The following is a 24,391-nucleotide window of genomic DNA, read 5'->3' on the forward strand; positions in this document are numbered from 1 at the left end:
GGGGACGGCGGCGAACAAAATAGCGAACGCCGTCAGGTGCCGGTGCCCCGGGTGCGGTTCAGCCAGGCGGCTGCCCGCGTGAGCGCCGCGTCCGCCTCGGGCAGGAACCCGGCCGCGCCCAGGAACCCGTGGAACACCCCCGGATACAGCGCCACCTCCGCTCGCACCCCGGCGCACGCGAGCCGCCGCGCGTAGGCGAGACCCTCGTCGCGCAGCGGGTCGCAGTCCGCGAGGAGCACGAGGGCGGGCGGCAGCCCGTCGAGGTCGGGCGCGAGTCCGGGTGAGGCGGCGACGGGATCGCCGCCGGCACCGAGGTACTGCTCCCAGTACCAGCGCATATGGGCCGTCGTGTGGAAGAACCCCCGTCCGAACGCCACCGGGGACTCGCCGCCGAGCCGGTGGTCGAGCACGGGGTACAGCAGCAACTGGGCCGCGATCGTCGGCCCCTCGGGATCGCCCTGGGCCCGCTGTGCGACGGCGGCGGCCAGGTTCCCGCCGCTGGAGTCCCCGGCGACGAACAGCCGGTCCGGGTCGCACCCCAGTTCCTTCGCGTGCGCGGCGGCCCACCGCGTCACGGCGTACGCGTCGTGGGAGGCGGCCGGGAAGGGGTGTTCGGGGGCCCGCCGGTAGTCGACGGAGACCACCGACGCACCGGACAGCGCGGCGAGTCGGCGGCAGAGCCCGTCGTGCGTGTCGAGGTCGCAGAGCACCCACCCGCCGCCGTGCAGGAACACCACGAGCGGGCGCGGGCCGTCGGGCTCGGGCTCGTAGATCCGTACGGGCACGGGGGTATCGAGATCCGGCGCGGGCACCCGGCGCTCGGTCACCGATCTCATCGGCACCACAGGCTCTCCGAGCCCCGCCCGCGCGGCGGCCCGCAGGGCGTCCGCGTCGAGGGGACCGTCGCCCGGGTCGGGGAACGCGGCCGACATGGCGTCGCACAGGGTGCGCGCCTGCGGGGTGAGGGGGTCGTGCGCCGTCATCCCGCCGTCGACCCCCCGTCCACGGTGAACTCCGTGCCGGTGATGTACGAGGAGGCGTCCGACGCCAGGAACAGGACCAGTTCGCCGACCTCCTCCGGGCGGCCCATCCGGCCCAGCGGCAGATGCGACCAGTCCTTGCCGGAGACCCCGGCGATCATCGGGGTGTCGATGGCGCCCGGGTGCACCGAGTTGACGCGGATCCCGTACCCGGCCAGGTCGAGCGCCGATGACCGGGTCAGGCCACGCAGGCCGAACTTCGTGGAGCCGTACGCGGCGTGCCCCGGGATGCCGATGAGGCCCGCCGTCGACGAGACGTTGACGACGGATCCGCCGCCCGCCTCCCTCATCGCGGGCACCACGGCCTGGATGCCGAGGAACGGGCCGAGGAGATTGACCCGGATCAGCTGCTCGAAGTTCTCCAGGGTCTCCCGCTCGACCGGGGCGGTGCGCCACAGTGCCGCGTTGTTGACCAGCGCGTCGATGCGTCCGAAGGCGCCGAGCGTGGCATCGACGACCTCGCCCCAGCTGTCCGGGTCCGACACGTCGTGCCGCACGAACAGCCCGTGATCTCCGAGCGACCTGGCGACCTCGACGCCCTCCTCCTCCCGCACGTCCGTGACCACGACCCGCGCGCCGGCCGCCGCGGCGAGAGCGGCCTCCGCCGCGCCCTGCCCGCGCCCCGCGCCCGTGATGACGACGACCTTGCCGTCCAGTGAGACCGTCACTTCGCCTCCAGTGCCCGGAAGTGCGGGATGACCTTCTCGCCCCACTGGCGGATGGTCTCCATGCACGCCTCCTGCGGGACCGTGCCCATCTGGATCAGGCACATCACCTCGTCCACGCCGATCTCGCGCAGCTGCTCGACGTACGAGATCGCGGTGTCCGCGGAGCCGTAGGCGTGTTCGGCGTTGTAGGTGCCGGTGTCGACCGGGCGGGCCGGGATGTTCGTCTCGTGCAGCTTGGCGACGAGTTCCTCGCGGTCCTTGGCCATCGCGGCCACGTGGTCGGCGGCGTCTTCGGACTCCGCGTAGGAAGTGGGCGCGGGCGCGTTCCCGTACCAGTGCGCGATCGACTCGGCGAAGAAGCGCTGGCCGCGCGTGCCGAGGCGCAGGGCGAGGTCCGCGTCGTCGAGGACGATCGTCGGGCAGAGCGCCGAGAGGTGGTCGTTGACCTCGGTGGACACGAAGCGCTCGCCGGTGCGGGTCGCGATGGCCTCGTCGTAGACCTTCCGCATCGTGCGGACGTCGTCGGCGCCGGCGAAGCCCATCACCAGGGCCCCGATGCCGAGTTCGGCCGCGAGCTTGAGCGTGTCGTGCCTGGAGCAGGCCATGAAGAGCGGCGGGTGCGGGTTCTGCACCGGGCGGGGCAGGATCGCGCCGGGCCCGATGTCGATCGAGCCGTGCCACTCGAACTGCTCCTCGCGCCAGGCCGAGGAGAAGATCCGCAGGGCCTCCTCCATCTGCGGATACGTGTCCTCGGGGCGGACCCCGTACATCCGCATCTCCTGCTTCGTCGCGCCGCGGCCCGCGCCGATGTCGACGCGGCCGCCGGTCAGCGAGTCGAGCATCGCGGCCCGCTCGGCGACGCGGACGGGGTGCTGGTAGCCGAAGGGCATCGTGACGACGCCGTGCCCGATGCGGATCCGGGACGTCCTGGCCGCGACCCAGGTCAGGAAGATCTCGGACGCGCTCATGTGCGCGTACTGGGTGAGGGAGTGGTGCTCGACCGCCCAGATGCGGTCGAAGCCCATCTCCTCGGCGAACACGGCCTGTTCGACGCAGTCCCTGAGGACCTGGCGCTCGTTCTCTGGCGTCGGGTCGGCGAGCTGGGCCTCGAAGATCATGGAGAACTTCACGGGGATCCTCCCGAGTGATGTGTTTCTAATAGGAATACTTCTAGCAGGCATACGTGGGGCAGGGGAAGGGGCTACGTAGACTGCGTGCGTGGTGAAGAAGAAGGCGGTAGACGACGCGGCCGGCGCGGAGCGCCCCGCACTCCCGGCGACCAGCTGGGCGGTGCTCGGGCTGCTCTCCTTCGGTGAGGAGCTGTCCGGCTACGACCTGAAGAAGTGGTCCGACTGGTCCCTGCGCTTCTTCTACTGGAGTCCGTCGTTCAGTCAGATCTACAGCGAGCTCAAGCGGCTGGAGAAGGCCGGTTACGCGACCTCGCGGATGGTGGCGCAGGAGACCGGCACTCGTGACAAGCGGGTCTACCGGATCACCGACGAGGGCATGGAGGCCGTGCGGACCTGGGCGCGCGAGGCGCCCGTCGACCCGCCCGTCCTCAAGCACGGGCCCATGCTGCGGCTCTGGCTCGGGCACCTGCTCGAAGGTGAGCAGATGCGTGAAGTGCTCGCGCGGCACCGGGAGTTCGCCGAGACGATGCGGGTGCGCGCGGAGGAGGACGTGGAGGGCGCGAAGGCGAACGAGGCCTGGACGTACCCCACGCTCACGCTCAAGTGGGCCGAGCGGTACTACGCGTCGGAGCGCGACCTGGCCGACGCCATGCTCGCGGACATCGAGGAGCTGGAGCGCGGCAAGCGCCCGTAGGTGCGCCGGAAGTAGAGCAGCGGCCCCGCGTCGCGGTGCGTGGTCAGTGAGGTGACCCGGCCGAGCGCGATGGCGTGGTCGCCGCCGTCGAGCACGTCGGCGAGCTCGCACTCGATCGTGGCGAGCGCTCCGTCGAGCAGGGGGGCGCCGTTGCCGCCCGGCCGCCAGGGTGTGCCCGCGAACTTGTCGCCGCCCGTCACCGCGAAGCGCCGGCACAGCTCGCGCTGGTCCTCGGCGAGGACGTTGACGGCGAACCGGCCCGCTGCCCTGATCCGTGGCCAGGTCGTCGAGGTGTGCGCCGGGCAGAAGCAGACCAGGGGCGGGTCGAGCGAGACCGACGAGAACGACTGCACGGCCATGCCCGCGGGCCGCCCGTCCGCGTCCAGTGCGGTGATGACCGCGACGCCCGTACAGAAACCGGCGAGGGCGGACTTCAGGTCCTCGGCCGAAGTGGCGGGGTGGGTGGGGATCGGCATGCGAGGCCTCCAAGGAATGTGCCTACTAGGTATATGCCTAACCGAAACACCTGTGATTGGATACCGGCCACGCTCGCACGTCAAGTACCCCTGATCACAGGGAGGGTCCGTGACCAGCACCACCCCACCGCGTACGCTCGCCCAGCTCCCCGAGTACGCCGCCGCCGCGTACGGCGACCGGGAGGCACTCGCCGACGGCGAGGTCCGCTGGAGCTTCCGCCGGCTGCGCGACGAGATCGCCGCGGCCTCGCGCGCCGCCGTCGCGCACGGCATACGCCCCGGCACCCGCGTCGCGATCTGGGCCGCCAACAGCCGTCAGTGGATCCTCGCCGCACTGGGCGCGGTCGGTGCCGGGGCGGTCCTCGTCCCGGTCAACACGCGCTACAAGGCGGCCGAGGCCGCCGACATCATCCGCCGCAGCGGCGCCGAACTCCTCTTCACGGAGCGCGGCTTCCTCGGCACCGACTACGTCCACACACTCCGGGCGAGCGGTGAGGACCTCGGCGCCCTGCGCTCCGTGGTCGTCCTCCGCGGCGACGCGCACGACGACGCTCTCGCATGGGAGACGTACCTGAAGGCGGGCGAAGGAGTCACCGACACCGAACGCCTGGCCCGGGCCGCCGCCGTGGGCCCCGACGACCTCAGCGACATCCTCTACACCTCCGGCACCACCGGCCGCCCCAAGGGCGTGACGACGACCCATGGACAGACGCTCCGCCTCTACGAGGAGTGGTCGCACCAGGTCACCCTGAGAACCGGCGACCGCTACCTCCTGCTGAACCCGTTCTTCCACACCTTCGGCTACAAGGCGGGCATCATCGCCTGTCTGCTGCGCGGCGTCACGATGCTGCCCGAGGAGGTCTACGACGCCGACCGCGTCCTGGAGCGCATCGCCACCGAACGCGTCTCGTGCCTGATGGGCCCGCCGACGGTGTTCCACGGCCTGATCCACCACCCCCACCGGAGCGAAGCGGACCTCGGAGCGCTGCGGCTCGCCGGAACCGGCGCCGCGGCCGTCCCGACCGAACTGGTCGAACTCATCCGCACCGAACTCGGCGCCCCCCACGTGTTCACGGCGTACGGACTCACCGAGTCGGGCGGCGTCGTCTCCGTGTGCCCCACGGACGCCGACGCGTGGACGGTCGCGCACACGGTGGGCCGCGCGCTGCCCGGCACCGAGATCAGGATCGCCTCACCGCTGGGCGACGAACTGCCCGCCGGCGAACCGGGCGAGGTACAGGTGCGCGGCTACCACGTGATGCGCGGCTACCTGGACGACGAAACAGCGACCCATGAGGCAGTCGCCCAGGACGGCTGGCTCCGCACGGGTGACATCGGCACGCTCGACGACCGCGGCTTCCTCACCATCACGGACCGGCTCAAGGACATGTACGTCGTGGGCGGGTTCAACGCGTACCCGGCCGAGGTCGAGAACACGCTCCTGGGCCACGAACTGATAGTCGACGCGGCCGTGGTCGGCGCCCCGGACGAACGGCTGGGTGAGGTGGGTGTCGCCTTCATCGTCGTGTCCGGACCCGTGGACGCGGAGCAGCTCACCGCATGGACGCGCGAGCGCCTGGCCAACTTCAAGGTGCCGCGCCGTTTCGTGACAGTCCGCGAGTTGCCGCGCAACGCGGGCGGCAAGCTCCTGAAAGGCGCGCTGCGCAGCAAGGCAAGGGGAGACCGGGGATGAATTTCACCAGGGAACAGGACGAACTGCGCTCCGCCGTACGGGCGGTGCTGACCCGGCACGAGGGTGCGGCCGCGTGGGGCCCGCTCACCGAGGCGGTCGGCGCGGCGGGCCTCGGGGTGCCGGAGGAGTACGGAGGGTACGGCGGCGGCACGGTGGAGACGTACGTGGTCATGGAGGAACTGGGCCGGGCACTCAGCCCGGTCCCGTACCTGGCCTCCACCGTCCTGGCCACCCAGGCGCTGCTCGCGTCCGGCAACGCGCAGGCCTGCGCGGAGCTGCTCCCCGAGCTCGCCGACGGCACCGCGGTGGGAGCGCTGGCCTGGGCGGAGGACGGAAGCTGGGAACCGGAGGCGATGAACGCCCGGGTCCGAGCGGGCCGGCTCACCGGAGTGAAGGAGCACGTCCTGACGGGCCCAGGAAGCCCGGACACCCTGCTGGTCCTGGCCCGGGGCGAAGGCGGACTCGGACTGTTCCGGGTCGACGTTCCCGAAACCGGGTTCACGCCGCTGCCCACCATGGACCAGACCCGCCCCCAGGCCCGAGTCACCTTCGACGGGTCCCCGGCCGAACTCCTCGCAGCCGACGGAGAACGTGTCCTGTCCCGAGTACGGGACCTCGCCTGCACAGCGCTGGCCGCCGAACAGACAGGCGCCGCAACCCGGGCACTCGCGGACACCGTCCAGTACGCCAAGGACCGTGTGCAGTTCGGGCGGCCCATCGGCTCGTTCCAGGCGGTCAAACACCGGACAGCCGACCTGCACGTCCAACTGGAGGCGGCACGCTCACTGGCACTGGAGGCCGCGCACTCCAACGCCGCACCCCACCTGGCGGCAGCGGCAGAAGCCGCCTGTTCCCAGGCGTACGAGCAAGTGGCCGGCGAGATGATCCAGCTGCACGGAGGCATAGGCATCACCTGGGAACACGAGGCCCACCGCCACCTGAAGCGGGCCCACTCGGGCCACCACCTGTTCGGCACCCCCTCGGCACACCGCCGACGGCTCGCCGACAGGCTGGGCCTGACCCCGGTGGCGTAGCCTCGGGACTCCCGCCACACGACAGCACCATCGGAGCCGCCCAATGTCCGGGATCACTGACAACGGCGTACTGCTGCTGCCGGCGGCGGAACGGACCGCCGCGCCCTGGAAGAACGGCGGCGGGACCACGCGCGAGATCGCGGCCGCGCCACCGGGGGCGGACATGAGCGTCTTCCGCTGGCGGGTGAGCCTCGCGGACGTCGAGGGCGACGGCCCGTTCTCGACGTTCCCCGAAGTCGACCGGACCCTGACGATGGTCGAGGGCGCCGGCATGGAACTGACTCTCGGCGGCGAACTCAGAACCGTGGACGAGCGCTACGTTCCACAGGACTTCCGAGGCGACGTCCCGACCGACTGCCACCTCATCGACGGCCCGGTCGTGAACTTCAACGTCATGTGGCGCAGGGGAGCGGGCACGCCCCCGTCGGTGGCAGTGGTCCGGGGCCGCCTCACCATCACCGGCAAGGCCCTGGTGGTAGCCCTCGACGAACAGGGCGCCGACATCGCCGACGTCACGCTCAACCGCTACGACGCGGCGCTGATGGACGCCACCACCAGTACGGCCGCTCTGCACGCCAGAGGGCGCACCGCCGTAGTCACGTTCTCCTGAGCGCCACACCGCCGGAAAAGGAGAGCCCCACCGTCCGGCAGCCGCCCCCGACGGGAGGGGACGTGGCGGGATGTGCGCGCGGAGCCACCCCAGGGAGCGCCCGGGACGCAACCCTCTGGTGCCCAGAACCCATAGAACGGCGACCACGTACATCCCGCCGCGTCCCCGCACCCCTAAACGGCGAGACGCGGCACGCACGGCGCAGCACCCTCAAACGGCGAGACGCACGGAGAGCGGCGTAGCACCCCTGGACGGCGAGACGCACCGAGAACGGCGCAGCACTCCCAACGGCGAAACACAGGAAGGACCTCGCAGCGCGCACGAAGGGCGAGGCGCGGCACGCACGGCGCCGCACCCCCGAATGGCGAGGCGACGCACCGCGCGGCGCCCCCGAACGGCGAGACGCACCGAGAGCGGCGCAGCACCCCCCCACGCACAGGGCGAGGCGCGGAACGCACGGTGCCGTACTCAGGAACGGCGAGACGCACCGAGAGCGGCGCAGCACCCCACACACACCGCGAGACGCGGCACGCACGGTGCCGCACCCGGGAACGGTGAGACGCCCCACGGCCGAGGCCGCGAGGCGCGCCGCACCACGGCCGGACGCGGCACCGGAGCGCGTCAGCCCTCCAGCACCCGAGCCCGGCAAGCCGCAGGCGTCCCCCAGGCGTCCCGCAGCGGTCGGGCCTTGCGCAGCCACAGCGACAGGTCCAGCTCCTGCGTGTACCCGATCGCCCCATGGAGCTGAAGCGCAGCCCGCGCCGCCGCGTAGGACGCCTCACCCGCAGCGACCTTCGCCGCCGCAATGTCCCCGGGCGCAAGCGAGAGCGCCGCCCCGAACACCAGCGGCCGCGCGAACTCCAGCCCCGTGAGCGCGTCCGCGAGCCGGTGTTTCACTGCCTGGAAGGAGCCGATGGGGGCGCCGAACTGGGTGCGCTGCGTGACGTATTCGACGGTCCGGTGCAGCAGGGAGAGCCCCACGCCGAGCGACTGCGCGGCGGTGAGGAACGAGGCGAGGTCCCCAGCCCGCGCCGCCGCGTCCCGCACGTCCGGCCCCCGCGCGAGCAGGGTCCCACCGTCCGCAGGCGCGTAGAGCCGGCGGGCAGGATCGGCGGACGGCAGCAGAGGCCCGTGGCCGCCGGAGGCGAGCCGCAGCTCGTCACCGCTGACGACGAAGACGGCGTCGGCGCAATCCGCGTCGAGGACGTACGAGGAGCCCACGCCCAAGGAGACGACCGCGTCCCCGGAGGCGATCTGGGGAAGCCATTCCTTGGCGACATCGGGCAGGAAGGCCAACAGCCGAGCGGCGGCAGCAGTCTCCACCACGGGCCCAGGCACTCCGTGTCGCCCCAACTCGACGTAGGAGAGGGCCAGTTCGACCGGCAGGAACCCCGCCCCGTCGAACGCCTCCGGAACGCCGAGCGCGAAGACCCCCGTCCCGCCCAGCCGCTCCCACAGAGCCCGCCCGGGCCCATGGTCGCCGGACGACCAGGCCCGGATCACAGCGGGCGTATCCGCGGAGCCCAGAAGCCGGTCGAGCGTGCGCCCGAACTCGCCCTGCTCCGCGTCGAGGAGGAACCTCATCAGCGCCGTCCCTTCGGCAGGCCGAGCAGCCGCTCGGCGATGATGTCGCGCTGGATCTCGTTGGTCCCCGCATAGATGGGTCCGGCAAGGGAGAAGACGTAGCCCTCGCCCCACCCCCCGTCGTCGGCCAGCTCCCCGTCCGCGCCGAGAAGATCGAGCGCGGTCTCATGCAGAGCTATGTCGTACTCGGACCAGAACACCTTGTTCAGACTGGACTCGGCGCCGATCGTCCCGCCGGCCGCGAACCGCGACGCATTGGCGTAGGTGAACAACTGGTACGCCCGTGCCCCGATCAAGGCATCGGCGACCCGATCGCGAGTGCCCGCGTCTTCCCCTCGCTCCCGCCACAGCCGCACGAGCCGGTCGGCGGAAGCGAGGAAGCGCCCGGGGGAGCGCAGGGTGAGCCCCCGCTCGTTCCCCGTGGTGGACATCGCGATCCGCCACCCGTTGCCAGGCTCACCGACGACGTCCGCGTCGGGTACGAAGACGCGGTCGAGGAACAGCTCGGCGAACGCGGGCTTCCCGTCGAGCCGCCCGATGGGCCGCACGGTCACCCCGGGCGCCCGCAGGTCGAACATCAGGTAGGTCAGGCCCTGATGGGGCTTGGGCGCGTCGGGGTCCGTACGGAAGATGCCGAAGGCGCGGTCGGCGAACGCGGCACGCGAAGACCAGGTCTTCTGCCCGGACAGCAGCCAGCCCCCCTCGGTGCGCACGGCCTTGGACTTGAGGGACGCCAGGTCGGAACCGGCCTCGGGCTCGGACCAGGCCTGCGCCCAGATCGTCTCGCCGCTCGCCATGGACGGCAGCACCCGGGCCCGCTGCTCGGGGGTGCCGTGGTCGAAGAGGGTCGGCGCGAGCAGGTTGATGCCGTTCTGCGAAACACGGCCCGGGGCGCCCGCGGCGTAGTACTCCTCCTCGAAGAGCAGCCACGTGAAGATGTCGGCGCCCCGCCCTCCGAACTCCTCGGGCCAGGACACCACCGACCAGCGGCCGGCGTGGAGCTCGGCCTCCCACGCGCGGTGCGCAGCGAACCCCTCCTCGGTCTCCAGGGACGGCAGCGGCTCGCCCGGGACATGCGCGGCAAGCCACTCCCGTGCCTCGGCGCGGAGCGCGTCCTCCAAGGGCGTGAAGTCGAGGTCCATCAGGCATTCGCCTCCTTCATCGCGCGTACGTCCATGCCGCCGAGGGAGTCCTTCGCCGTCTCCGCGTTGTGCGCGTGGGCGAGATGGTGCAGGCCGAACACGGAGTCCATGCCCGCGTGCAGGCCCTGCAGGTCCTCCGCCTGGTTCACCGCCCGCTTGGTGAGGGCGAGCCCGAGCCGCGGCATCTCGGCGACGCGCAACGCCAACTCGTCCGTCGTCCCGGCCAGTTCACCGCGCGATACGACGCGGTTGACCATCCCCACCTCGTACGCCCGGCGGGCGCTCATCCGGTCGCCGGTGAACAGGAACTCCTTGGCGACGCGCGGCGGCATCACCCAGGGGTGCGCGAAGTACTCGACGCCGGGGATCCCCATGCGCACGACGGGATCCGCGAAGAACGCGTCGTCGGAGGCCACGATCAGGTCGCAGACCCACGCGAGCATCAGCCCGCCCGCCACACACGCCCCGTGGACCGAGGCGATCACCGGCTTCGGCAGCTCGCGCCAGCGCCGGCACATGCCGAGATACACCTCCGACTCACGGGCGAACCGCGACTCGGCGCCCTGCTTGTCCGAGTGGTCCCACCAGAGCCCGGCCCGCCGCTCGAAGGGCAGATGCGCGTCCCGCTCCGGGGTGCCGATGTCGTGCCCCGCGGAGAAGTGGTCCCCCGCGCCGGCCAGGACGACGACCTTGACGTCGGGGTCGTCGGCCGCGCGGTAGAAGGCGGCGTCCAGGGCGTAGGTCATCGCCGAGTTCTGCGCGTTGCGGTACCGCGGACGGTTCATCGTCACGTACGCGACCGGGCCGCGGCGCTCGTACAGGACAGGCTCGGGACCCTGGTGCGGGGCGGGCTCGGGGCCCTCGTGCGGGGCGGGTCGAGGACTGTCGTGGGCTGCGGGCATCGGAAACATCCTTCCCTAACAAGTGTTTGGTAGGTTAACGTACGTCCATGAGCAGCGTCGAGGAGTTTCGCGCCGAGATCCGGGCCTGGCTCGCGGACCATCTCGTAGGGGAGTTCGCCGAGTTGAGGGGCCGCGGCGGGCCGGGCCGTGAGCACGAGGCGTTCGAAGGGCGGCTCGCCTGGGAGCGGCACATGGCGGCGCACGGGTGGACCTGCGTCGGCTGGCCCGTCGAGCACGGAGGCCGCGGCGCGAGCCTCGAGGAACAGATCGCGTTCCACGAGGAGTACGCGCTCGCGGACGCGCCCGCCCGGGTCAACCACATCGGTGAGCAGCTCCTCGGACCGACGCTCATCGCCTTCGGCACGGAGGAGCAGAAGAAGCGCTTCCTGCCGCCGATCGTCGCCGTCGAGGAGCTGTGGTGCCAGGGCTACAGCGAGCCGGACGCGGGCTCCGACCTGGCGAACGTCCGCACGAGAGGCGCCCTGTCACCCGACGGTTCGCAGTGGGTCGTCGACGGTCAGAAGATCTGGACCTCGCTCGCCCATGAGGCGCAGTGGTGCTTCGTCGTCGCCCGCACCGAACCCGGCTCGCGGCGGCACGCCGGCCTGTCCTATCTCCTCGTGCCCCTGGACCGGCCGGGCGTAGAGGTGCGCCCCATCGTGCAGCTCACGGGCACCAGCGAGTTCAACGAGGTGTTCTTCGACGGAGCCCGCACCGACGCGTCCCACGTCGTCGGCGAGCCCGGCGACGGCTGGAGGATCGCGATGGCCACCCTCGGTTTCGAGCGCGGCGTCTCCACCCTCGGCCAGCAGGTCGGATTCCGCCGCGAATGGGACGCTCTCGCGGAGCTGGCCAGGAAGAACGGGGCGATCGCCGACCCCCTGATCCGCGACCGCCTCGTCCGGGCGTGGATCGACCTGGAGGCCATGGCGGCCTCCGCCCGGCGCGGCGTCGACCCCTCCGTCGGCAAGCTCCACTGGGCGGCCTGGCACCGCGGTCTCGGTGAGCTCGCCATGGACGTGTGCGGCGCCGCGTCCACGGTGGCCGCCGGCGAACCCTACGAACTCGACGACTGGCAGCGGCTGTTCCTCTTCTCCCGCGCCGACACCATCTACGCCGGATCCGACGAGATCCAGAAGAACATCGTCGCCGAGCGCCTGCTCGGCCTGCCCAAGGAGGCGCGGGTATGAGCGCGAAGCCCGAGTACGTGCCCGGCCACGGCCTGCTGAAGGGGCGCACGGCCGTCATCACCGCGGCCGCCGGAGCCGGGATCGGCGGCGCGACGGCACGCAAGTTCCTCGAGGAGGGCGCCCGCGTCCTCATCAGCGACGCCCACGCCCGCAGGCTCAAGGAGAGCGAACAGGCGCTCGCCGACGAGTTCGGCGCGGCGAACGTCGCCTCACTGCCCTGCGACGTCACCGACGAGGAACAGGTCGCGGCCCTGTTCGCGCTGGCCGCAGAGGCGCACGGCGGCCTCGACATCGTGGTCAACAACGCCGGTCTCGGCGGCACTTCGGACCTCGTCGACATGGCGGACGACCAGTGGTCCCGCGTCCTCGACGTCACCCTGAACGGGACGTTCCGGTGTACCAGGGCCGCCCTGCGTGCCTTCCGCGACACCGGCCGCCACGGCGTCGTCGTGAACAACGCGTCCGTCGTCGGCTGGCGTGCCCAGGCAGGGCAGGCCCACTACGCCGCCGCCAAGGCCGGCGTCATGGCCCTCACCCGGTGTGCCGCGATCGAGGCCGCCGCGTACGGCGTCCGGGTCAACGCGGTCTCGCCCAGCCTCGCCATGCACCCCCATCTCGTGAAGGTCACCTCCGCCGAACTCCTCACCGAACTCACCGAGAAGGAGGCCTTCGGCCGGTACGCCGAGCCCTGGGAGATCGCCAACGTGATCGTGTTCCTGGCGTCCGGCTACTCCTCGTACATGACGGGCGAGGTCGTCTCCGTCAGCAGCCAGCATGCGTAGCGCCGCCGCCGCGCCGGTGAGGACGACAATGGACCCGTGCCTACCAAGAAGAAGCCCCAGGTGACCGCCTCGCCCGAGCGCCGCCGCGAACTCCTCGACACCGCGGCCGAGGTCTTCGCCGCCCAGGGGTACAACGCCACGACCGTCCGCAAGATCGCCGACCACGCGGGCATGCTCGCGGGCAGCCTCTACTACCACTTCGACTCCAAGGAGTCGATGCTCGAAGAGATCCTGCGGACCTTCCTCGACGAGCTGTGGCACGGATACGACTCCGTCCTCGACTCCCGGCTCGGCCCCAGGGAAACCCTGGAGGCCCTCGTCACCGAGTCCTTCCGCGAGATCGACCGGCACCGCGCCGCCGTCGCCATCTACCAGAAGGAGTCCAAGCACCTCGCCGTCCAGGAGCGCTTCGAGTTCCTCGCTGCCTCCCAGCGCAAGTTCGAGAAGGCGTGGCTCTCCACCCTGGAGCGCGGCGTCGCCGCCGAGGTGTTCCGCGCCGACCTCGACATCCGGCTCACCTACCGGTTCGTCCGCGACACCGTCTGGGTCGCCGCGTCCTGGTACCGCCCCGGCGGACAGCACAGCCCCGAGGAGATCGCCCGCCAGTACCTCTCGATGGTCCTGGACGGCATCGCCGTACGCGTCACCCAACCCTGAAGGGAAACCCGTCATGGCCGAGGCCTACATAGTCGAAGCGGTCCGCACCCCCGTCGGACGGCGCAAGGGAGGCCTCGCCGCCGCCCACCCCGCCGACCTCGGCGCGCACGTCCTCAAGGAGCTCGTCGCCCGCTCCGGGATCGACCCCGCCGCCGTCGAGGACGTCGTCTTCGGCTGCCTCGACACGGTGGGCCCGCAGGCCGGTGACATCGCGCGGACGGCCTGGCTCGCCGCCGGCCTCCCCGAGGAGGTCCCCGGCGTGACCATCGACCGCCAGTGCGGTTCGTCACAGCAGGCCGTGCACTTCGCGGCGCAGGGCGTCCTGTCCGGCACCCAGGACCTCGTCGTCGCCGGCGGCACCCAGAACATGACGCAGATCCCCATCGCCTTCGCCTCCCGCCAGGCCGCCGAGCCCCTCGGCCTCACGGACGGCCCGTACGCGGGCAGCGAGGGCTGGCGCGCCCGCTACGGCGACCAGCCGGTGAACCAGTTCCACGGCGCCGAGCTCATCGCCCGAAAGTGGGGCATCACCCGCCGTGACCAGGAGGAGTGGGCCCTGCGCTCCCACGAGCGGGCGATCCGCGCCATCGACGAGGGCCGCTTCGCCCGCGAGACCACCGCCTACGGAGACGTCACCGTGGACGAGGGCCCCCGCCGCGACACCACTCTGGAGAAGATGGCGGGCCTCAAGCCCGTCGTCGAGGGCGGCACGATCACCGCGGCCTGCTCCTCGCAGGTCTCCGACGGCGCCGCCGCGATGCTCCTCGCCTCGGAGCGCGCCGTACGCGAGCACGGCCTCACCCCGCGCGCCCGCGTCCACCACCTCTCCGTACGCGGCGAGGACCCCATCCGCATGCTCTCCGCGCCGATCCCCGCGACGGCGTACGCGCTGAAGAAGACCGGCCTGTCCATGGACGACATCGACCTCGTCGAGATCAACGAGGCCTTCGCCCCCGTCGTCCTCGCCTGGCTCAAGGAGACGGGCACGGACCCGGAGAGGGTGAACGTGAACGGGGGAGCCATCGCCCTCGGGCACCCCCTGGGCGCGACCGGCGCGAAGCTGATGACGACGCTGCTGCACGAGCTGGAGCGCACGGGCGGGCGCTACGGACTGCAGACGATGTGCGAGGGAGGCGGCCAGGCGAACGTCACGATCATCGAGCGTCTCTAGTCCCGTGAGGGTCGTGCTAAGGTCGATGACGTTGCAGTTTTGGTACCCATAGACTTTATGTGCGCCTGACGGGAATGTTCCTCAGGCGCATTATTGTTTTCCGGCCGGTCCTCCGGGCCAACTCCGGATGGGGCTCAATGGTGCGACTGGAGATTCGAAGGACTCGGATTTCCGTACCGCCCCAGTAAAGGAGATTGTTATGGCCACCGGAACCGTGAAGTGGTTCAACTCGGAAAAGGGCTTCGGCTTCATCGAGCAGGACGGCGGCGGCGCCGACGTCTTCGCCCACTACTCCAACATCGCCACCTCGGGCTTCCGTGAGCTCCAGGAAGGCCAGAAGGTGACGTTCGACGTCACGCAGGGCCAGAAGGGCCCCCAGGCGGAGAACATCCTCCCCGCCTGAAACACCGCTTGATCCCAAGGATCACGCACCCCACGGCCGGGGTCCGCACCGCGAAGGTGCGGGCCCCGGCCCGTGCTGTCCCCAGGCCGGCGGCCCGCAGACGCGTCGATGGCCACCGGCTCCCGGCCGCCCAGGCCCAGGAAGGCATGCCCGCATGGCTAACCCCGCACGTCCGCCCCGCCCGACCCGCAACCGGTCCGCATCCGCTTCAGGAAGCGCGGGCGCCGGAAACGCCGGAAGGAATTCCCGGGGCGGAAGGTCCGGCGGAAAGGGCCGCGTTCCCGAGCGCAGGCCCACGCCGCCGCAGGAATTCACGATGCCGGAGAACACGACGCCCGCGCTGCCCGCGGCCGCGACGTTCGCCGAGCTCGACATGCCGGCCGGCCTTCTGAAGACGCTCACCGAGCAGGGCGTCACCGAGCCGTTCCCCATTCAGGGCGCCACCCTCCCCAACTCCCTCGCGGGACGCGACCTCCTCGGCCGTGGCCGCACCGGCTCCGGCAAGACCCTCGCGTTCGGCCTGCCGATGCTCGCCCGCACCGCCGGCCTCAAGGCGGAGCCGCGCATGCCGCTGGCCCTCGTCCTCGTGCCGACCCGCGAGCTCGCCCAGCAGGTCACCGACGCCCTCACGCCGTACGCGGGCGCCGTCAGGCTCCGCCTGACCACCGTCGTCGGCGGCATGTCGATCTCCCGTCAGGCGTCCTCCCTGCGCCGCGGCGCGGACGTCGTCGTGGCGACGCCCGGCCGCCTCAAGGACCTCATCGAGCGCGGCGACTGCGACCTGTCCGAGGTGCGGATCACCGTCCTCGACGAGGCCGACCAGATGGCCGACATGGGCTTCATGCCGCAGGTCACGGCGCTCCTCAAGCAGGTCGCCCCGGGCGGCCAGACCATGCTGTTCTCGGCGACGCTCGACCGGAACGTCGACCGGCTCGTCCGGCAGTTCCTCACCGACCCGGTCGTCCACTCCGTGGACCCGTCGGCGGGCGCCGTCACCACGATGGAGCACCACGTCCTCCACGTGCTCGACGAGACCGACAAGAAGGCCGTCACCGCGCGCATCGCCGCCCGTGAAGGCCGCGTGATCCTCTTCGTCGACACCAAGCGGTCCGCCGACCGGCTCGCCAAGCGGCTCCTCGCCAGCGGTGTCCTCGCGGCGCCGCTGCACGGCGGACGCTCGCAGCCGCAGCGCAACCGCACCCTGGAGCAGTTCAAGGACGGCCGGGTCACGGCCCTCGTCGCCACGAACGTCGCCGCCCGAGGCATACACGTCGACGACCTCGGCCTCGTCGTGAACGTCGACCCGCCGACCGAGCACAAGGACTACCTGCACCGCGGCGGCCGCACCGCCCGCGCCGGTGAGTCCGGCAGCGTCGTCACGCTGGTCCTGCCCGAGCAGAAGCGCGATGTCACGCGCCTCATGCGGGACGCGGGCATCCGCCCGCAGACCACCCAGGTCAAGTCCACCGACGAAGAGCTCGTCCGTATCACCGGCGCACGCGAGCCCTCCGGCGTCCCCGCCGTCATCGAGGTCCCGGAGCCGACCGCTCCGGCGGCCTCCGGCGCCCGCAAGCCGCGGCGCAGCCGTGGCGGCAGCGGACGCGGCCAGGGCACCGGCCAGGCAGGGCGCGCCCAGGGCGGGCGCGCGCAGGCCGGGCGCGGCGAAGGCGGCGGCCAGGGCGGCGGGCGCGGCCAGGCCGTCCAGGGCGGCCGTTCCCAGGGCGCCGGTGGCCGTTCCCAGGGCGGTCGTGGCCAGGGTGGTCCCGGGCAGGGCGGCGCAGGCCAGAGCGCCGGCGGGCGCGGCGGCCGGGCGCGACGCGGTCCGCGTGACGCCGGGCGCGGCGCGGCCGCGTAACCGGTACTCCAGCTGAGCGGCGGGGCGGTGGGACGAGGTGAACAGCCTCGCCCCACCGCCCCGCTTCGCGTTCGTGTGCGCGTCAGTCGAGGAGCCGGTGGCGCAGGGCCGTGACCGTGTGCCCGTCGAGGCCGAGCCCCCGCGAGACGTACCGGCCCAGGCTGCCGTAGTCCGCCCGCGCCTGGTCGACGGCCGCCGACAGATACTCCGTACGGACTTCTTGGAGCGGGATCAGCAGGTCCGGGTTGAGCATCATGCCGGACTGCTTCAGCCCCTCGCGCACCTTCGCGTCGTACGCGGCACGGAACGCGTTCGATGCCAAGTAGTCGTCCACGGCGGTCCGTTCGGGGACGCCGAGCAGCAGCAGGAGGACGTACGTCGTCCAGCCCGTGCGGTCCTTCCCGGATGTGCAGTGGTACAGGAGCGCGCCCCGGCCCCCGGTGCCGTACGCGGCGTCGCGCAGGGTGGCCGCGAACCGCGCGCGGTTGTCCGCGTCCGACACGAACCGCGGATACACGCTCCGCATGAACGCGGCCGCCCGGCCGCCGCCGAGCATCTCCTCCTGCCGCGCGGGGTCCTTGGAACCGATCGCGGCCATCATCTGCGCGTACAGACCGTTGTCGGAGACGGGCCGTGACTCCGCGGTGAGGCCGGCGGGGAGGCGGTCCGCGCCGTCGTACTGGATCTCCACCGGCACCCGGTAGTCGACCACCCGGCGCAGACCCAGGCCCGCGAGCGTGGTGACGTCGGCGTCGGTGAGCTTGGCCAGGGCGTCGGAGCGGTAGACGAGTCCGTGGCGGACGCGAGCGCCGCCGAGGGCCCGGTAGCCGCCCACGTCGCGGACGTTGACCGCGCCCTGGAGCGGGATGTGCCGGATCGGCGGGTCCTGGTACGGACGCCGTCCGGCCGCGGCGGCACCGGGCGCGACGGCCGCGGCCGTCAGGGTGGTGAGCGCGGCGCCGACGAGGGCGCGTCTCGAAACGGTGCGTGGCATCGCTGAACTCCCTTGCGGGAAGCGGGATCACCCTGGGGTAGGCAGGGTGCCGAGCACGTGCCGGGCCTCGGACATCACGCGGGCGACGAGCTCCTCACAGCTGGGGAGGTCCTCGATCACCCCCGCGACCTGGCCCGACGCCATGACGCCGAGGTCGGTGCGGCCCTCGACCATGGACGCCTTGAGGAGCATGGGGGTGTTCGCGGCGAGCAGGACCTGGCTCCACGACAGTTCCTTGCCGTGCTTCATCGCCAGTCCGTCGCGGACCATCTGGGGCCAGCTCAGGCCCGACAGCTTCCTGAACCCGGCGGCCCGCCGCACGGCCTGCACGAGCGCGCGGGTGCGCCCCGCCCGTTCCAGCGAGTCGACGAGATCCGTCCGCAGCATGCGGTGCGGCAGACCGTCCACGGCGGTCGTCACCGTGACATCCCTGACCGTGGCCGCCAGATATCTCGCCTTCACCGCGTCCGGGACGGTCGAGTCGGAGGTGAGCAGGAAACGGGTGCCCATGGCGACGCCGGCCGCCCCGTACGCGAGGGCGGCGACCAGGCCGCGTCCGTCATGGAACCCGCCCGCGCCGATCACGGGGATGTCCACGGCGTCCACGACCTGCGGCAGCAGCACCGTCGTCGCGACGTCCCCCGTGTGCCCCCCGCCCTCGCCGCCCTGCACGATGACGGCGTCCGCGCCCCACGCGGCGACCTTCTCCGCGTGCCGTCGGGCACCGATGGACGGGATGACGACGACGCCCGCGTCCTTCAGTTCGGCGATCAGGTCACGGGACGGCGCGAGCGCGAAGGAGGCGACCCGCACCCCCTCGTCGATGATCAGCCGCACCCGGTCCCGCGCGTCACCGGCGTCCGCGCGCAAATTGACCCCGAAGGGTTCGTCCGTACGGGACTTCACCTCGCGCACCGCCGACCTGAGCCGGTCGAGGGTCATGGTGGCGGAGGCGAGGATGCCGAGCGCCCCGGCGTTCGCCGACGCCGACACGAGGCGCGGGCCGGCGACCCAGCCCATGCCGGTCTGCACGAGCGGGTGACGGACGCCGACCAGCTTGGTGAACGCCGTCTCGAGGGTCGCGTCGCTCATGCGGGCCTGACCTCGCGGTCGCGCAGGCCCTTCGGGTCGATGACCTCACGGATCAGCCGCAGCTCCTCGGGGGTGGGCTCGCGCGTCTGCGGCACCTCTCCCCCTTCCGGCAGGACCAGCGGGAAGCCCGTCGCCGCGATCACCTCGTCGACCGTCACTCCGGGGTGCACGGACGCGAGCCGCATCGAGCGGTCCGGCGTCTCGAAGTCGAAGACGCCGAGGTTCGACACGACCCGCGGGATGCGGTGGTAGCGCGTCGCCGACGGTCCCGCCGCGCCGGCGCTGTCGTACCCGACCCCGCTGATCATGTCGACCTTCTCGACGAACACGCGCGCGGAGTGCTTCGGGACCCAGTAACTCACCGGATTGTTGAGGGTGTTCACGGGCGCCCCGCGTACGCCGAGGAGCTGGCGGTCGGGGCGGTCCCAGTCGCCGATGCACGAGATGTTCTGGTTGCCGTGCCGGTCGATCTGGCTCGCGCCCATCATCACGTGGCGCCTGCCGCCGGTGACCATGGTGAGGTGCCGGCGGTACGGAAGCCAGCCCTCCGGCTCCCCGCCGAGACCCACGGTCATCGCCTCGCCGTCGGTGAGGAGCAGATCGGGGGAGAACGTGCGCTTGGCGAGACGGGCGCCGACGGACGGGATCAGCCCCATCGGACTGGCCAGGATCTCGCCGTTGTCGCGCCAGGCGTCGGCGCAGGCGATGGCGCAGTATTCGGCGCGGGTGGGGGTGGTGGTCGTTCCTGGCGTGGTGGCCGTCGCCGGTGCGGGCGCAGGCGTGTGTGTGGCCGCGCTCGTGGCCGGCCCCGCGTGCTCCTCCCGCTCCGCGTGCCAGCTCCGTACGGCTTCCTGGTAGCTCTTCTCGTCGCCGCGCGCGGGCAGGAAGCGCTCGGCGAACTCGGACCAGGGCGTGGTCGCGTACAGCTTCTGGAAGGCCTCGTCCCGGCCGTAGTCGGGGGCGCACGCCGTGAAGTGCGCGCCGTTCGGCGTCTCGACCACGCCGGTGACCGCGTGCCGCTGGACGAGGAGGGTCTGCGGAACGGCGTCCCCGACGTCGCCGAATCCCTCCACCAGCTCCTCGCAGGACACGTACGCCGTGTCGGCCGCCTCGCAGAACAGGTCGTCGAAGTACGGGTCGGGGCCCAGGTACTGGCCGTTGCCGTGCCGGTCCGCGCGGTTCATGTGGACGAGCGCCGCGTCCATCCGCAGCGCCGGCATCGCGACCAGGGTCTCCCCGTCCTCGTACGGCGAAGCGACCGTCCTGAGCCCGGGGTTGACGCGCATGACGTCCGAGCCGATGCCGGCCCGCACCGGGATGAAGGGGAGCCGGTTCGCCGCGGCGTGCAGGCCCCACATGAACATCGCCTCGTCGACCTCCGTCAGCTCGAACGCGCCGCGCTGGCGAGCCTCGCGGAAGTGCGGTTCGAGCGGGATCGAGTCGAGGGTCACGAAGGCGGTCACCAGCTTGCGGATCTTCCCGGCGGCGGCGAGCAGGCCGACGTCCGGGCCGCCGTACGCGATGACGGTCAGGTCCGTGACATCGCTGCGCAGCAGGGCCCGCACGAGGGCCATGGGCTTGCGGCGGGAGCCCCAGCCGCCGATGCCGATGGTCATGCCGCTGCGGAGGCGGGCGACGACGTCCTCGGGTGTCATGGTCTTGTCCGTCATGTGGCTTCCCCCTTGGTTGCCGTGTCGGTGTCGGTGTCGGTGTCCGCGTCCGTGTCCGCGGCAGTGCTTGTGCCTGTTTCCGTGCCGAACGTGTCGCGGATGCGGTCCGCGACGCCGCTGAGGTTCGCCTCGAAGGTGAAGCCCTGCTCGAAGCGGTAGCTCCGGCGTACGTCGACGGGGTCGATGCCGTTGATCGCGGCCTTGGCGAGGCGGATGAGCGAGCCGTCCTTGCGGGCGATCTCGCGGGCCAGGTCCAGTGCGGCGGCCCGGAGTCCGGCGCGTGGCACGACCCTCCAGACGGAACCGTGCGCGTGCAGCTCCTGCGCCGTCGCCGTGCGCGAGGTGTAGTAGAGGGCGCGCATCAGGTGCTGCGGCACGAGTCTGGCGAGATGGGTCGCGGCGCCGAGCGCTCCGCGGTCGAGCTCGGGGAGGCCGAACGTGGCGTCGTCCGAGGCGACGATCGCGTCCGCGTTGCCCACGAGTCCGATGCCGCCGCCCAGGCAGAAGCCGTTGACCGCGGCGACGACCGGCACCTCGCACTCGTACACGGCCGCGAAGGCCTCGTAGCAGCCGCGGTTCGCGCCGATGAGGGCGCCGTGGCCGCCGGAGGCCGTGTCGCGCTGCATCTCCTTGATGTCGACGCCCGCGTTGAACCCCCGGCCCTCGGAGGCGAGGACGACACAGCGCACGTCCGGGTCGCGGCCCGCGGCGCGCAGGGCGTCGGCCAGGTCGTACCAGCCCCGCACCGGCAGCGCGTTGACCGGAGGGAAGTCCACCGTGACGACGGCGATCCCCTTTTCGGGTGAGGAGGTGGAGACACCCATGGCGTTCAGCTACCTTTCCACCTAACGTTTGTTTGGTAGGAAGGTAGCAGGCGATGGGGACGAGCGGAATGGACCTGGGGTGGATGGCATGGATCTGAGCGCAAGGCCCCTGAGGGGGAGGGTCGCGGTCGTCACCGGGGGCACCCGGGGCGTGGGGGCCGGGATCGCGGCGGCGTTCGTGCGGGCGGGGGCGGACGTGGTGGTGTGCGCGCGCAGGCCCCCCGAAGAGCCGTTGCCCGGCTGTGAGTTCATACCCGTCGACCTGCGGGACGGTCCGGCCGTACGGCGCTTCTTCGCGGGCCTCGACCGGGTGGACGTACTGGTGAACAACGCGGGAGGTACGCCGTACCGGCTGCTGGGGGAGTCCGACGCGGAGCGGCACGCGCGGGTGGTCGAGCTCAATCTCACGGCGCCGATGACCGCGTCACTGGCCGCGCGCGAGCAACTGCGGCGCACGCGCGGCTCCGTCGTGATGATCGGCAGCGTGAGCGGCGCGAGACCCTCGCCGGGCACGGCGGCGTACGGGGCGGCCAAGGCGGGTCTGGAGAACCTGGCGCGCTCGATGGCGGTGGAGTGGGCGCCCGAGATACGGGTGAACACGCTGGTCCTCGGGATGGTGCGCACCGAGCTGTCCCATCTGCATTACGGGGACGAGGAAGGCGTGGCGGCGGTGGGGCGCACGGTGCCGGTCGGACGCCTCGCGGAGCCGTCGGAGATCGGGGACGCGGCGGTGTTCCTCGCCTCGGACGCCGCGTCGTACATCACGGGGGCGAGCCTCCTGGTGCACGGAGGCGGGGAGCGTCCGGCGTTCCTGGACGCGGCAACTGTCAACAAGGAGGCGTGACATGACGAACGACAAGGGAGTGGTTGTGGCTGCGGACACCGGTAGTGGTTCTGGGCTGTGCGCGGGGCGCGTCGTCATCGTGACGGGGGCCGGGCGCGGACTGGGGCGCGCGCACGCGCTGGCGTTCGCCGTCGAGGGCGCGCGGGTCGTGGTCAACGACCTGGGAGTGGGCCTGGACGGGGCCCCGGCACCGGACAGTCCGGCGGCCCAGGTGGTGGAGGAGATACGGGCCCTGGGCGGCGAGGCGGTCGCCCATGGCGGGGACATCGCGACCACGGACGGCGCCGCGTCCCTCGTCGCCACGGCCCTCGACACGTTCGGACGCCTGGACACGCTGGTCAACAACGCGGGCTTCCTGCGCGACCGGATGCTGGTCAACCTCGACGAGGACGACTGGGACGCGGTCGTGCGGGTGCATCTCAAGGGCCATTTCCTGCCCCTGAAGCACGCGGCGGCGCACTGGCGCGCGGAGGCGAAGGCAGGCAGGACACCCGCGGCCCGGGTCGTGAACACCTCGTCGGGGGCGGGTCTGCTCGGCTCGGTGGGCCAGGGCAACTACAGCGCGGCGAAGGCCGGCATCGTGGGCCTGACGCTGGTCGCCGCCGCGGAGATGGGGCGGTACGGGGTGCAGGTGAACGCGGTCGCGCCGGCGGCCCGCACTCGCATGACGGAGCGCACGTTCGCCGACACCATGGCCGCCCCCGAGGACGGCTTCGACGCGATGGCCCCGGAGAACGTGTCGCCGGTGGTGGTGTGGCTCGGCTCCGCCGCGAGCGACGGCGTGACCGGCCGTGTCTTCGAGGCGGAGGCCGGCCGCATCACGGTCATGGAGGGCTGGCGCCCGGGCCCCACCGCCGACAAGGCGGCGCGCTGGACCCCGGCCGAGGCGGGAGAGGCGGCGAGGGAACTCCTCGGCAGGGCGGAGGTGCCGGGGGCGGTGTACGGAAGCGGGTGACGCCGCCCCCGTAGGGGCGTGCCCCGGCTGCCCCTGCGGGCCACCCCCGTCACCCTCCCGCTCGGCCCCGTCCCCCCGCCACCTTCCCGCTGAGCGGGAATCCGGCCTCCCTCCACGTCCCGGCTCCGACCTACCGTCTGGCCCACCGCGGTGCACCGCACCGCACCGCGGGTCAGACCGTCACCCCAAGGAGCCGAGATGCTTGACGTCCGGAGTCGGCAGGAGGCCGCCGCGCTGCTGCGTCGTGCCGAGCTCGGCCGCAGTCCCGTGGCGCCCCTGGCCGGCGCGTTCGAGGGCATCGGCGCCGAGGACGCGTACGAGATCCAGCTGATCAACATCCGGCACAGGACCGCCCTGGGTGCCCAGGTCACCGGGCACAAGGTGGGTCTCTCGTCGCCGGTGATGCAGCGCATGATGGGCGTCGACGAGCCCGACTACGGTCATCTCCTCGACGACATGGAGCTGCGCGAGGACCAGCCCGTGGACACCGTCCGCTACTGCGCGCCCCGCGTCGAGGTCGAGATCGGATTCGTACTCGGCGACGACCTGCAGGGCGAGGGCTGCACCCCGGCCGACGTCCTCGCCGCGACCGAACGCGTTGTGCCCGCACTGGAGTTGATCGACAGCCGGATCGTCGACTGGCGCATCACCATCGCCGACACGATCGCCGACAACGCCTCGTCCGCCGGTTATGTCATCGGCGCGGGCCGCGACCCGCGCGACCTCGACCTGAAGGCCGTCGAGGCCCGGCTCACCCGCGACGGCGACGAGGTCGCGCAGGGCCGCGGTGACGCCGTCCTCGGCGATCCCGCGGTCTCCGTCGCCTGGCTGGCCCGCACGGTCGCCCGCTTCGGCGTGCCCCTGCGCAAGGGGCACGTCATCCTGCCCGGCTCCTGCACCCGCGCCGTCGACGTCGAGGCGGGCCGCACCTACACCGCCGAGTTCACCGGACTCGGCGCCGTCTCGCTCTCGTTCCGATGA

At 72.0% G+C, this 24,391-nt stretch carries 24 protein-coding genes and 1 pseudogene; 13 read left to right on the plus strand and 12 right to left on the minus strand.

The genetic code is table 11. The features are described from left to right. Positions 1-32: 32 nt before the first annotated feature. From OHO83_RS32305 to OHO83_RS32315, 3 genes are read right to left on the minus strand one after another with little or no spacing between them, the layout of a single operon-like run. On the minus strand, positions 33-983 hold the full coding sequence (locus OHO83_RS32305; protein WP_330280104.1) for an alpha/beta hydrolase: 951 nt from the start codon (positions 981-983) through the stop codon (positions 33-35). Next, positions 980-1,708, minus strand: a complete 729-nt coding sequence (locus OHO83_RS32310) for a glucose 1-dehydrogenase (RefSeq protein WP_329435613.1) — start codon at positions 1,706-1,708, stop codon at positions 980-982. Before OHO83_RS32310 ends, OHO83_RS32305 begins: the two co-directional genes overlap by 4 nt. Further along, entirely contained in the window at positions 1,705-2,838 is a 1,134-nt protein-coding gene (locus OHO83_RS32315) for an LLM class flavin-dependent oxidoreductase (protein WP_330280105.1), read from the minus strand. The genes OHO83_RS32310 and OHO83_RS32315 overlap by 4 nt, the downstream gene beginning before the upstream one ends. Before the next feature lie 88 nt (positions 2,839-2,926). On the opposite strand from OHO83_RS32315, the gene OHO83_RS32320 reads away from it, so the two are divergent. Continuing rightward, complete coding sequence (locus OHO83_RS32320) at positions 2,927-3,532, plus strand: helix-turn-helix transcriptional regulator (protein ID WP_266565347.1); 606 nt, start codon at positions 2,927-2,929, stop codon at positions 3,530-3,532. Here OHO83_RS32320 and OHO83_RS32325 read toward each other — a convergent pair. Continuing rightward, complete coding sequence (locus OHO83_RS32325; RefSeq protein WP_266669510.1) at positions 3,457-4,008, minus strand: flavin reductase family protein; 552 nt, start codon at positions 4,006-4,008, stop codon at positions 3,457-3,459. The two genes, OHO83_RS32320 and OHO83_RS32325, sit on opposite strands and share 76 nt — an antisense overlap. Positions 4,009-4,117: 109 nt before the next feature. On the opposite strand from OHO83_RS32325, the gene OHO83_RS32330 reads away from it, so the two are divergent. Genes OHO83_RS32330 through OHO83_RS32340 form a run of 3 tightly spaced genes read left to right on the plus strand, consistent with a single transcriptional unit; the run spans position 4,118 to position 7,345 of the window. Next, the gene (locus OHO83_RS32330; RefSeq protein WP_330280106.1) at positions 4,118-5,701 is read left to right on the plus strand and encodes a FadD3 family acyl-CoA ligase; all 1,584 of its coding nucleotides are present in this window, start codon (positions 4,118-4,120) and stop codon (positions 5,699-5,701) included. Continuing rightward, complete coding sequence (locus tag OHO83_RS32335; RefSeq protein ID WP_330280107.1) at positions 5,698-6,735, plus strand: acyl-CoA dehydrogenase family protein; 1,038 nt, start codon at positions 5,698-5,700, stop codon at positions 6,733-6,735. Before OHO83_RS32330 ends, OHO83_RS32335 begins: the two co-directional genes overlap by 4 nt. Positions 6,736-6,778: 43 nt before the next feature. Then, positions 6,779-7,345, plus strand: a complete 567-nt coding sequence (locus OHO83_RS32340) for a HutD/Ves family protein (RefSeq protein WP_330280108.1) — start codon at positions 6,779-6,781, stop codon at positions 7,343-7,345. Between the two features lie 621 nt (positions 7,346-7,966). On the opposite strand, the gene OHO83_RS32345 is transcribed toward OHO83_RS32340, so the two are convergent. Genes OHO83_RS32345 through OHO83_RS32355 form a run of 3 tightly spaced genes read right to left on the minus strand, consistent with a single transcriptional unit; the run spans position 7,967 to position 10,973 of the window. Next, positions 7,967-8,929, minus strand: coding sequence for an acyl-CoA dehydrogenase family protein (locus OHO83_RS32345; protein ID WP_330280109.1), 963 nt, complete (start codon positions 8,927-8,929; stop codon positions 7,967-7,969). Further along, positions 8,929-10,071 carry an acyl-CoA dehydrogenase family protein gene (locus tag OHO83_RS32350; protein ID WP_329435625.1) on the minus strand — a complete coding sequence of 381 codons (1,143 nt, stop codon included), beginning with the start codon at positions 10,069-10,071 and terminating at the stop codon, positions 8,929-8,931. The genes OHO83_RS32345 and OHO83_RS32350 overlap by 1 nt, the downstream gene beginning before the upstream one ends. Continuing rightward, positions 10,071-10,973, minus strand: coding sequence for an enoyl-CoA hydratase (locus OHO83_RS32355; RefSeq protein WP_330280110.1), 903 nt, complete (start codon positions 10,971-10,973; stop codon positions 10,071-10,073). The genes OHO83_RS32350 and OHO83_RS32355 overlap by 1 nt, the downstream gene beginning before the upstream one ends. A 47-nt stretch (positions 10,974-11,020) precedes the next feature. On the opposite strand from OHO83_RS32355, the gene OHO83_RS32360 reads away from it, so the two are divergent. The 6 genes from OHO83_RS32360 to OHO83_RS32385 all read left to right on the plus strand — a co-directional run bounded on the left by OHO83_RS32360 (position 11,021) and on the right by OHO83_RS32385 (position 17,031). Then, entirely contained in the window at positions 11,021-12,163 is a 1,143-nt protein-coding gene (locus OHO83_RS32360; RefSeq protein WP_330280111.1) for an acyl-CoA dehydrogenase family protein, read from the plus strand. Then, the gene (locus tag OHO83_RS32365; protein WP_266669494.1) at positions 12,160-12,945 is read left to right on the plus strand and encodes an SDR family oxidoreductase; all 786 of its coding nucleotides are present in this window, start codon (positions 12,160-12,162) and stop codon (positions 12,943-12,945) included. Before OHO83_RS32360 ends, OHO83_RS32365 begins: the two co-directional genes overlap by 4 nt. A 36-nt stretch (positions 12,946-12,981) precedes the next feature. Beyond that, positions 12,982-13,602 (plus strand): TetR/AcrR family transcriptional regulator, encoded by a 621-nt coding sequence (locus OHO83_RS32370; protein WP_116502637.1) that lies wholly within the window; start codon positions 12,982-12,984, stop codon positions 13,600-13,602. Between the two features lie 13 nt (positions 13,603-13,615). Beyond that, entirely contained in the window at positions 13,616-14,773 is a 1,158-nt protein-coding gene (locus OHO83_RS32375; protein ID WP_116502638.1) for an acetyl-CoA C-acetyltransferase, read from the plus strand. Positions 14,774-14,972: 199 nt separating this feature from the next. Further along, positions 14,973-15,176: a cold-shock protein gene (locus tag OHO83_RS32380; RefSeq protein WP_005318814.1), complete on the plus strand. Its 204-nt coding sequence runs from the start codon at positions 14,973-14,975 to the stop codon at positions 15,174-15,176. Between the two features lie 154 nt (positions 15,177-15,330). Beyond that, positions 15,331-17,031: a DEAD/DEAH box helicase gene (locus OHO83_RS32385; RefSeq protein WP_266669490.1), complete on the plus strand. Its 1,701-nt coding sequence runs from the start codon at positions 15,331-15,333 to the stop codon at positions 17,029-17,031. Between the two features lie 82 nt (positions 17,032-17,113). Here the strand turns inward: OHO83_RS32385 and OHO83_RS32390 are convergent, their stop codons facing one another. From OHO83_RS32390 to OHO83_RS32410, 5 genes and pseudogenes are all read right to left on the minus strand, one after another. Continuing rightward, positions 17,114-18,025, minus strand: coding sequence for a tyrosine-protein phosphatase (locus OHO83_RS32390; RefSeq protein WP_266669488.1), 912 nt, complete (start codon positions 18,023-18,025; stop codon positions 17,114-17,116). A gap of 27 nt (positions 18,026-18,052) precedes the next feature. Further along, on the minus strand, positions 18,053-19,117 hold the full coding sequence (locus OHO83_RS32395; protein ID WP_266669486.1) for an NAD(P)H-dependent flavin oxidoreductase: 1,065 nt from the start codon (positions 19,115-19,117) through the stop codon (positions 18,053-18,055). Beyond that, positions 19,114-19,824 carry a CoA-transferase subunit beta gene (locus OHO83_RS32400; RefSeq protein ID WP_330280813.1) on the minus strand — a complete coding sequence of 237 codons (711 nt, stop codon included), beginning with the start codon at positions 19,822-19,824 and terminating at the stop codon, positions 19,114-19,116. Before OHO83_RS32400 ends, OHO83_RS32395 begins: the two co-directional genes overlap by 4 nt. Positions 19,825-19,935: 111 nt before the next feature. Then, a pseudogene (locus tag OHO83_RS32405) lies at positions 19,936-20,787 on the minus strand (CoA transferase subunit A); the annotation flags it as partial. Beyond that, positions 20,784-21,611 (minus strand): enoyl-CoA hydratase family protein, encoded by an 828-nt coding sequence (locus OHO83_RS32410; protein WP_330280112.1) that lies wholly within the window; start codon positions 21,609-21,611, stop codon positions 20,784-20,786. The pseudogene OHO83_RS32405 and the gene OHO83_RS32410, both read right to left, overlap by 4 nt. An 88-nt stretch (positions 21,612-21,699) precedes the next feature. Here OHO83_RS32410 and OHO83_RS32415 point away from each other — a divergent pair, with 88 nt between their 5' ends. The 3 genes from OHO83_RS32415 (at position 21,700) to OHO83_RS32425 (ending at position 24,391) form a co-directional block, all read left to right on the plus strand. Continuing rightward, positions 21,700-22,455 (plus strand): SDR family oxidoreductase, encoded by a 756-nt coding sequence (locus tag OHO83_RS32415; RefSeq protein WP_266669482.1) that lies wholly within the window; start codon positions 21,700-21,702, stop codon positions 22,453-22,455. Between the two features lies 1 nt (position 22,456). Next, a complete protein-coding gene (locus OHO83_RS32420; RefSeq protein ID WP_330280113.1) occupies positions 22,457-23,410 on the plus strand; it encodes an SDR family oxidoreductase in 954 nt (317 codons plus the stop codon). A 198-nt stretch (positions 23,411-23,608) separates the two neighbouring features. Next, complete coding sequence (locus OHO83_RS32425) at positions 23,609-24,391, plus strand: 2-keto-4-pentenoate hydratase (protein WP_330280114.1); 783 nt, start codon at positions 23,609-23,611, stop codon at positions 24,389-24,391.

Source organism: Streptomyces sp. NBC_00569, assembly GCF_036345255.1.
Classification (GTDB): Bacteria; Actinomycetota; Actinomycetes; order Streptomycetales; family Streptomycetaceae; genus Streptomyces.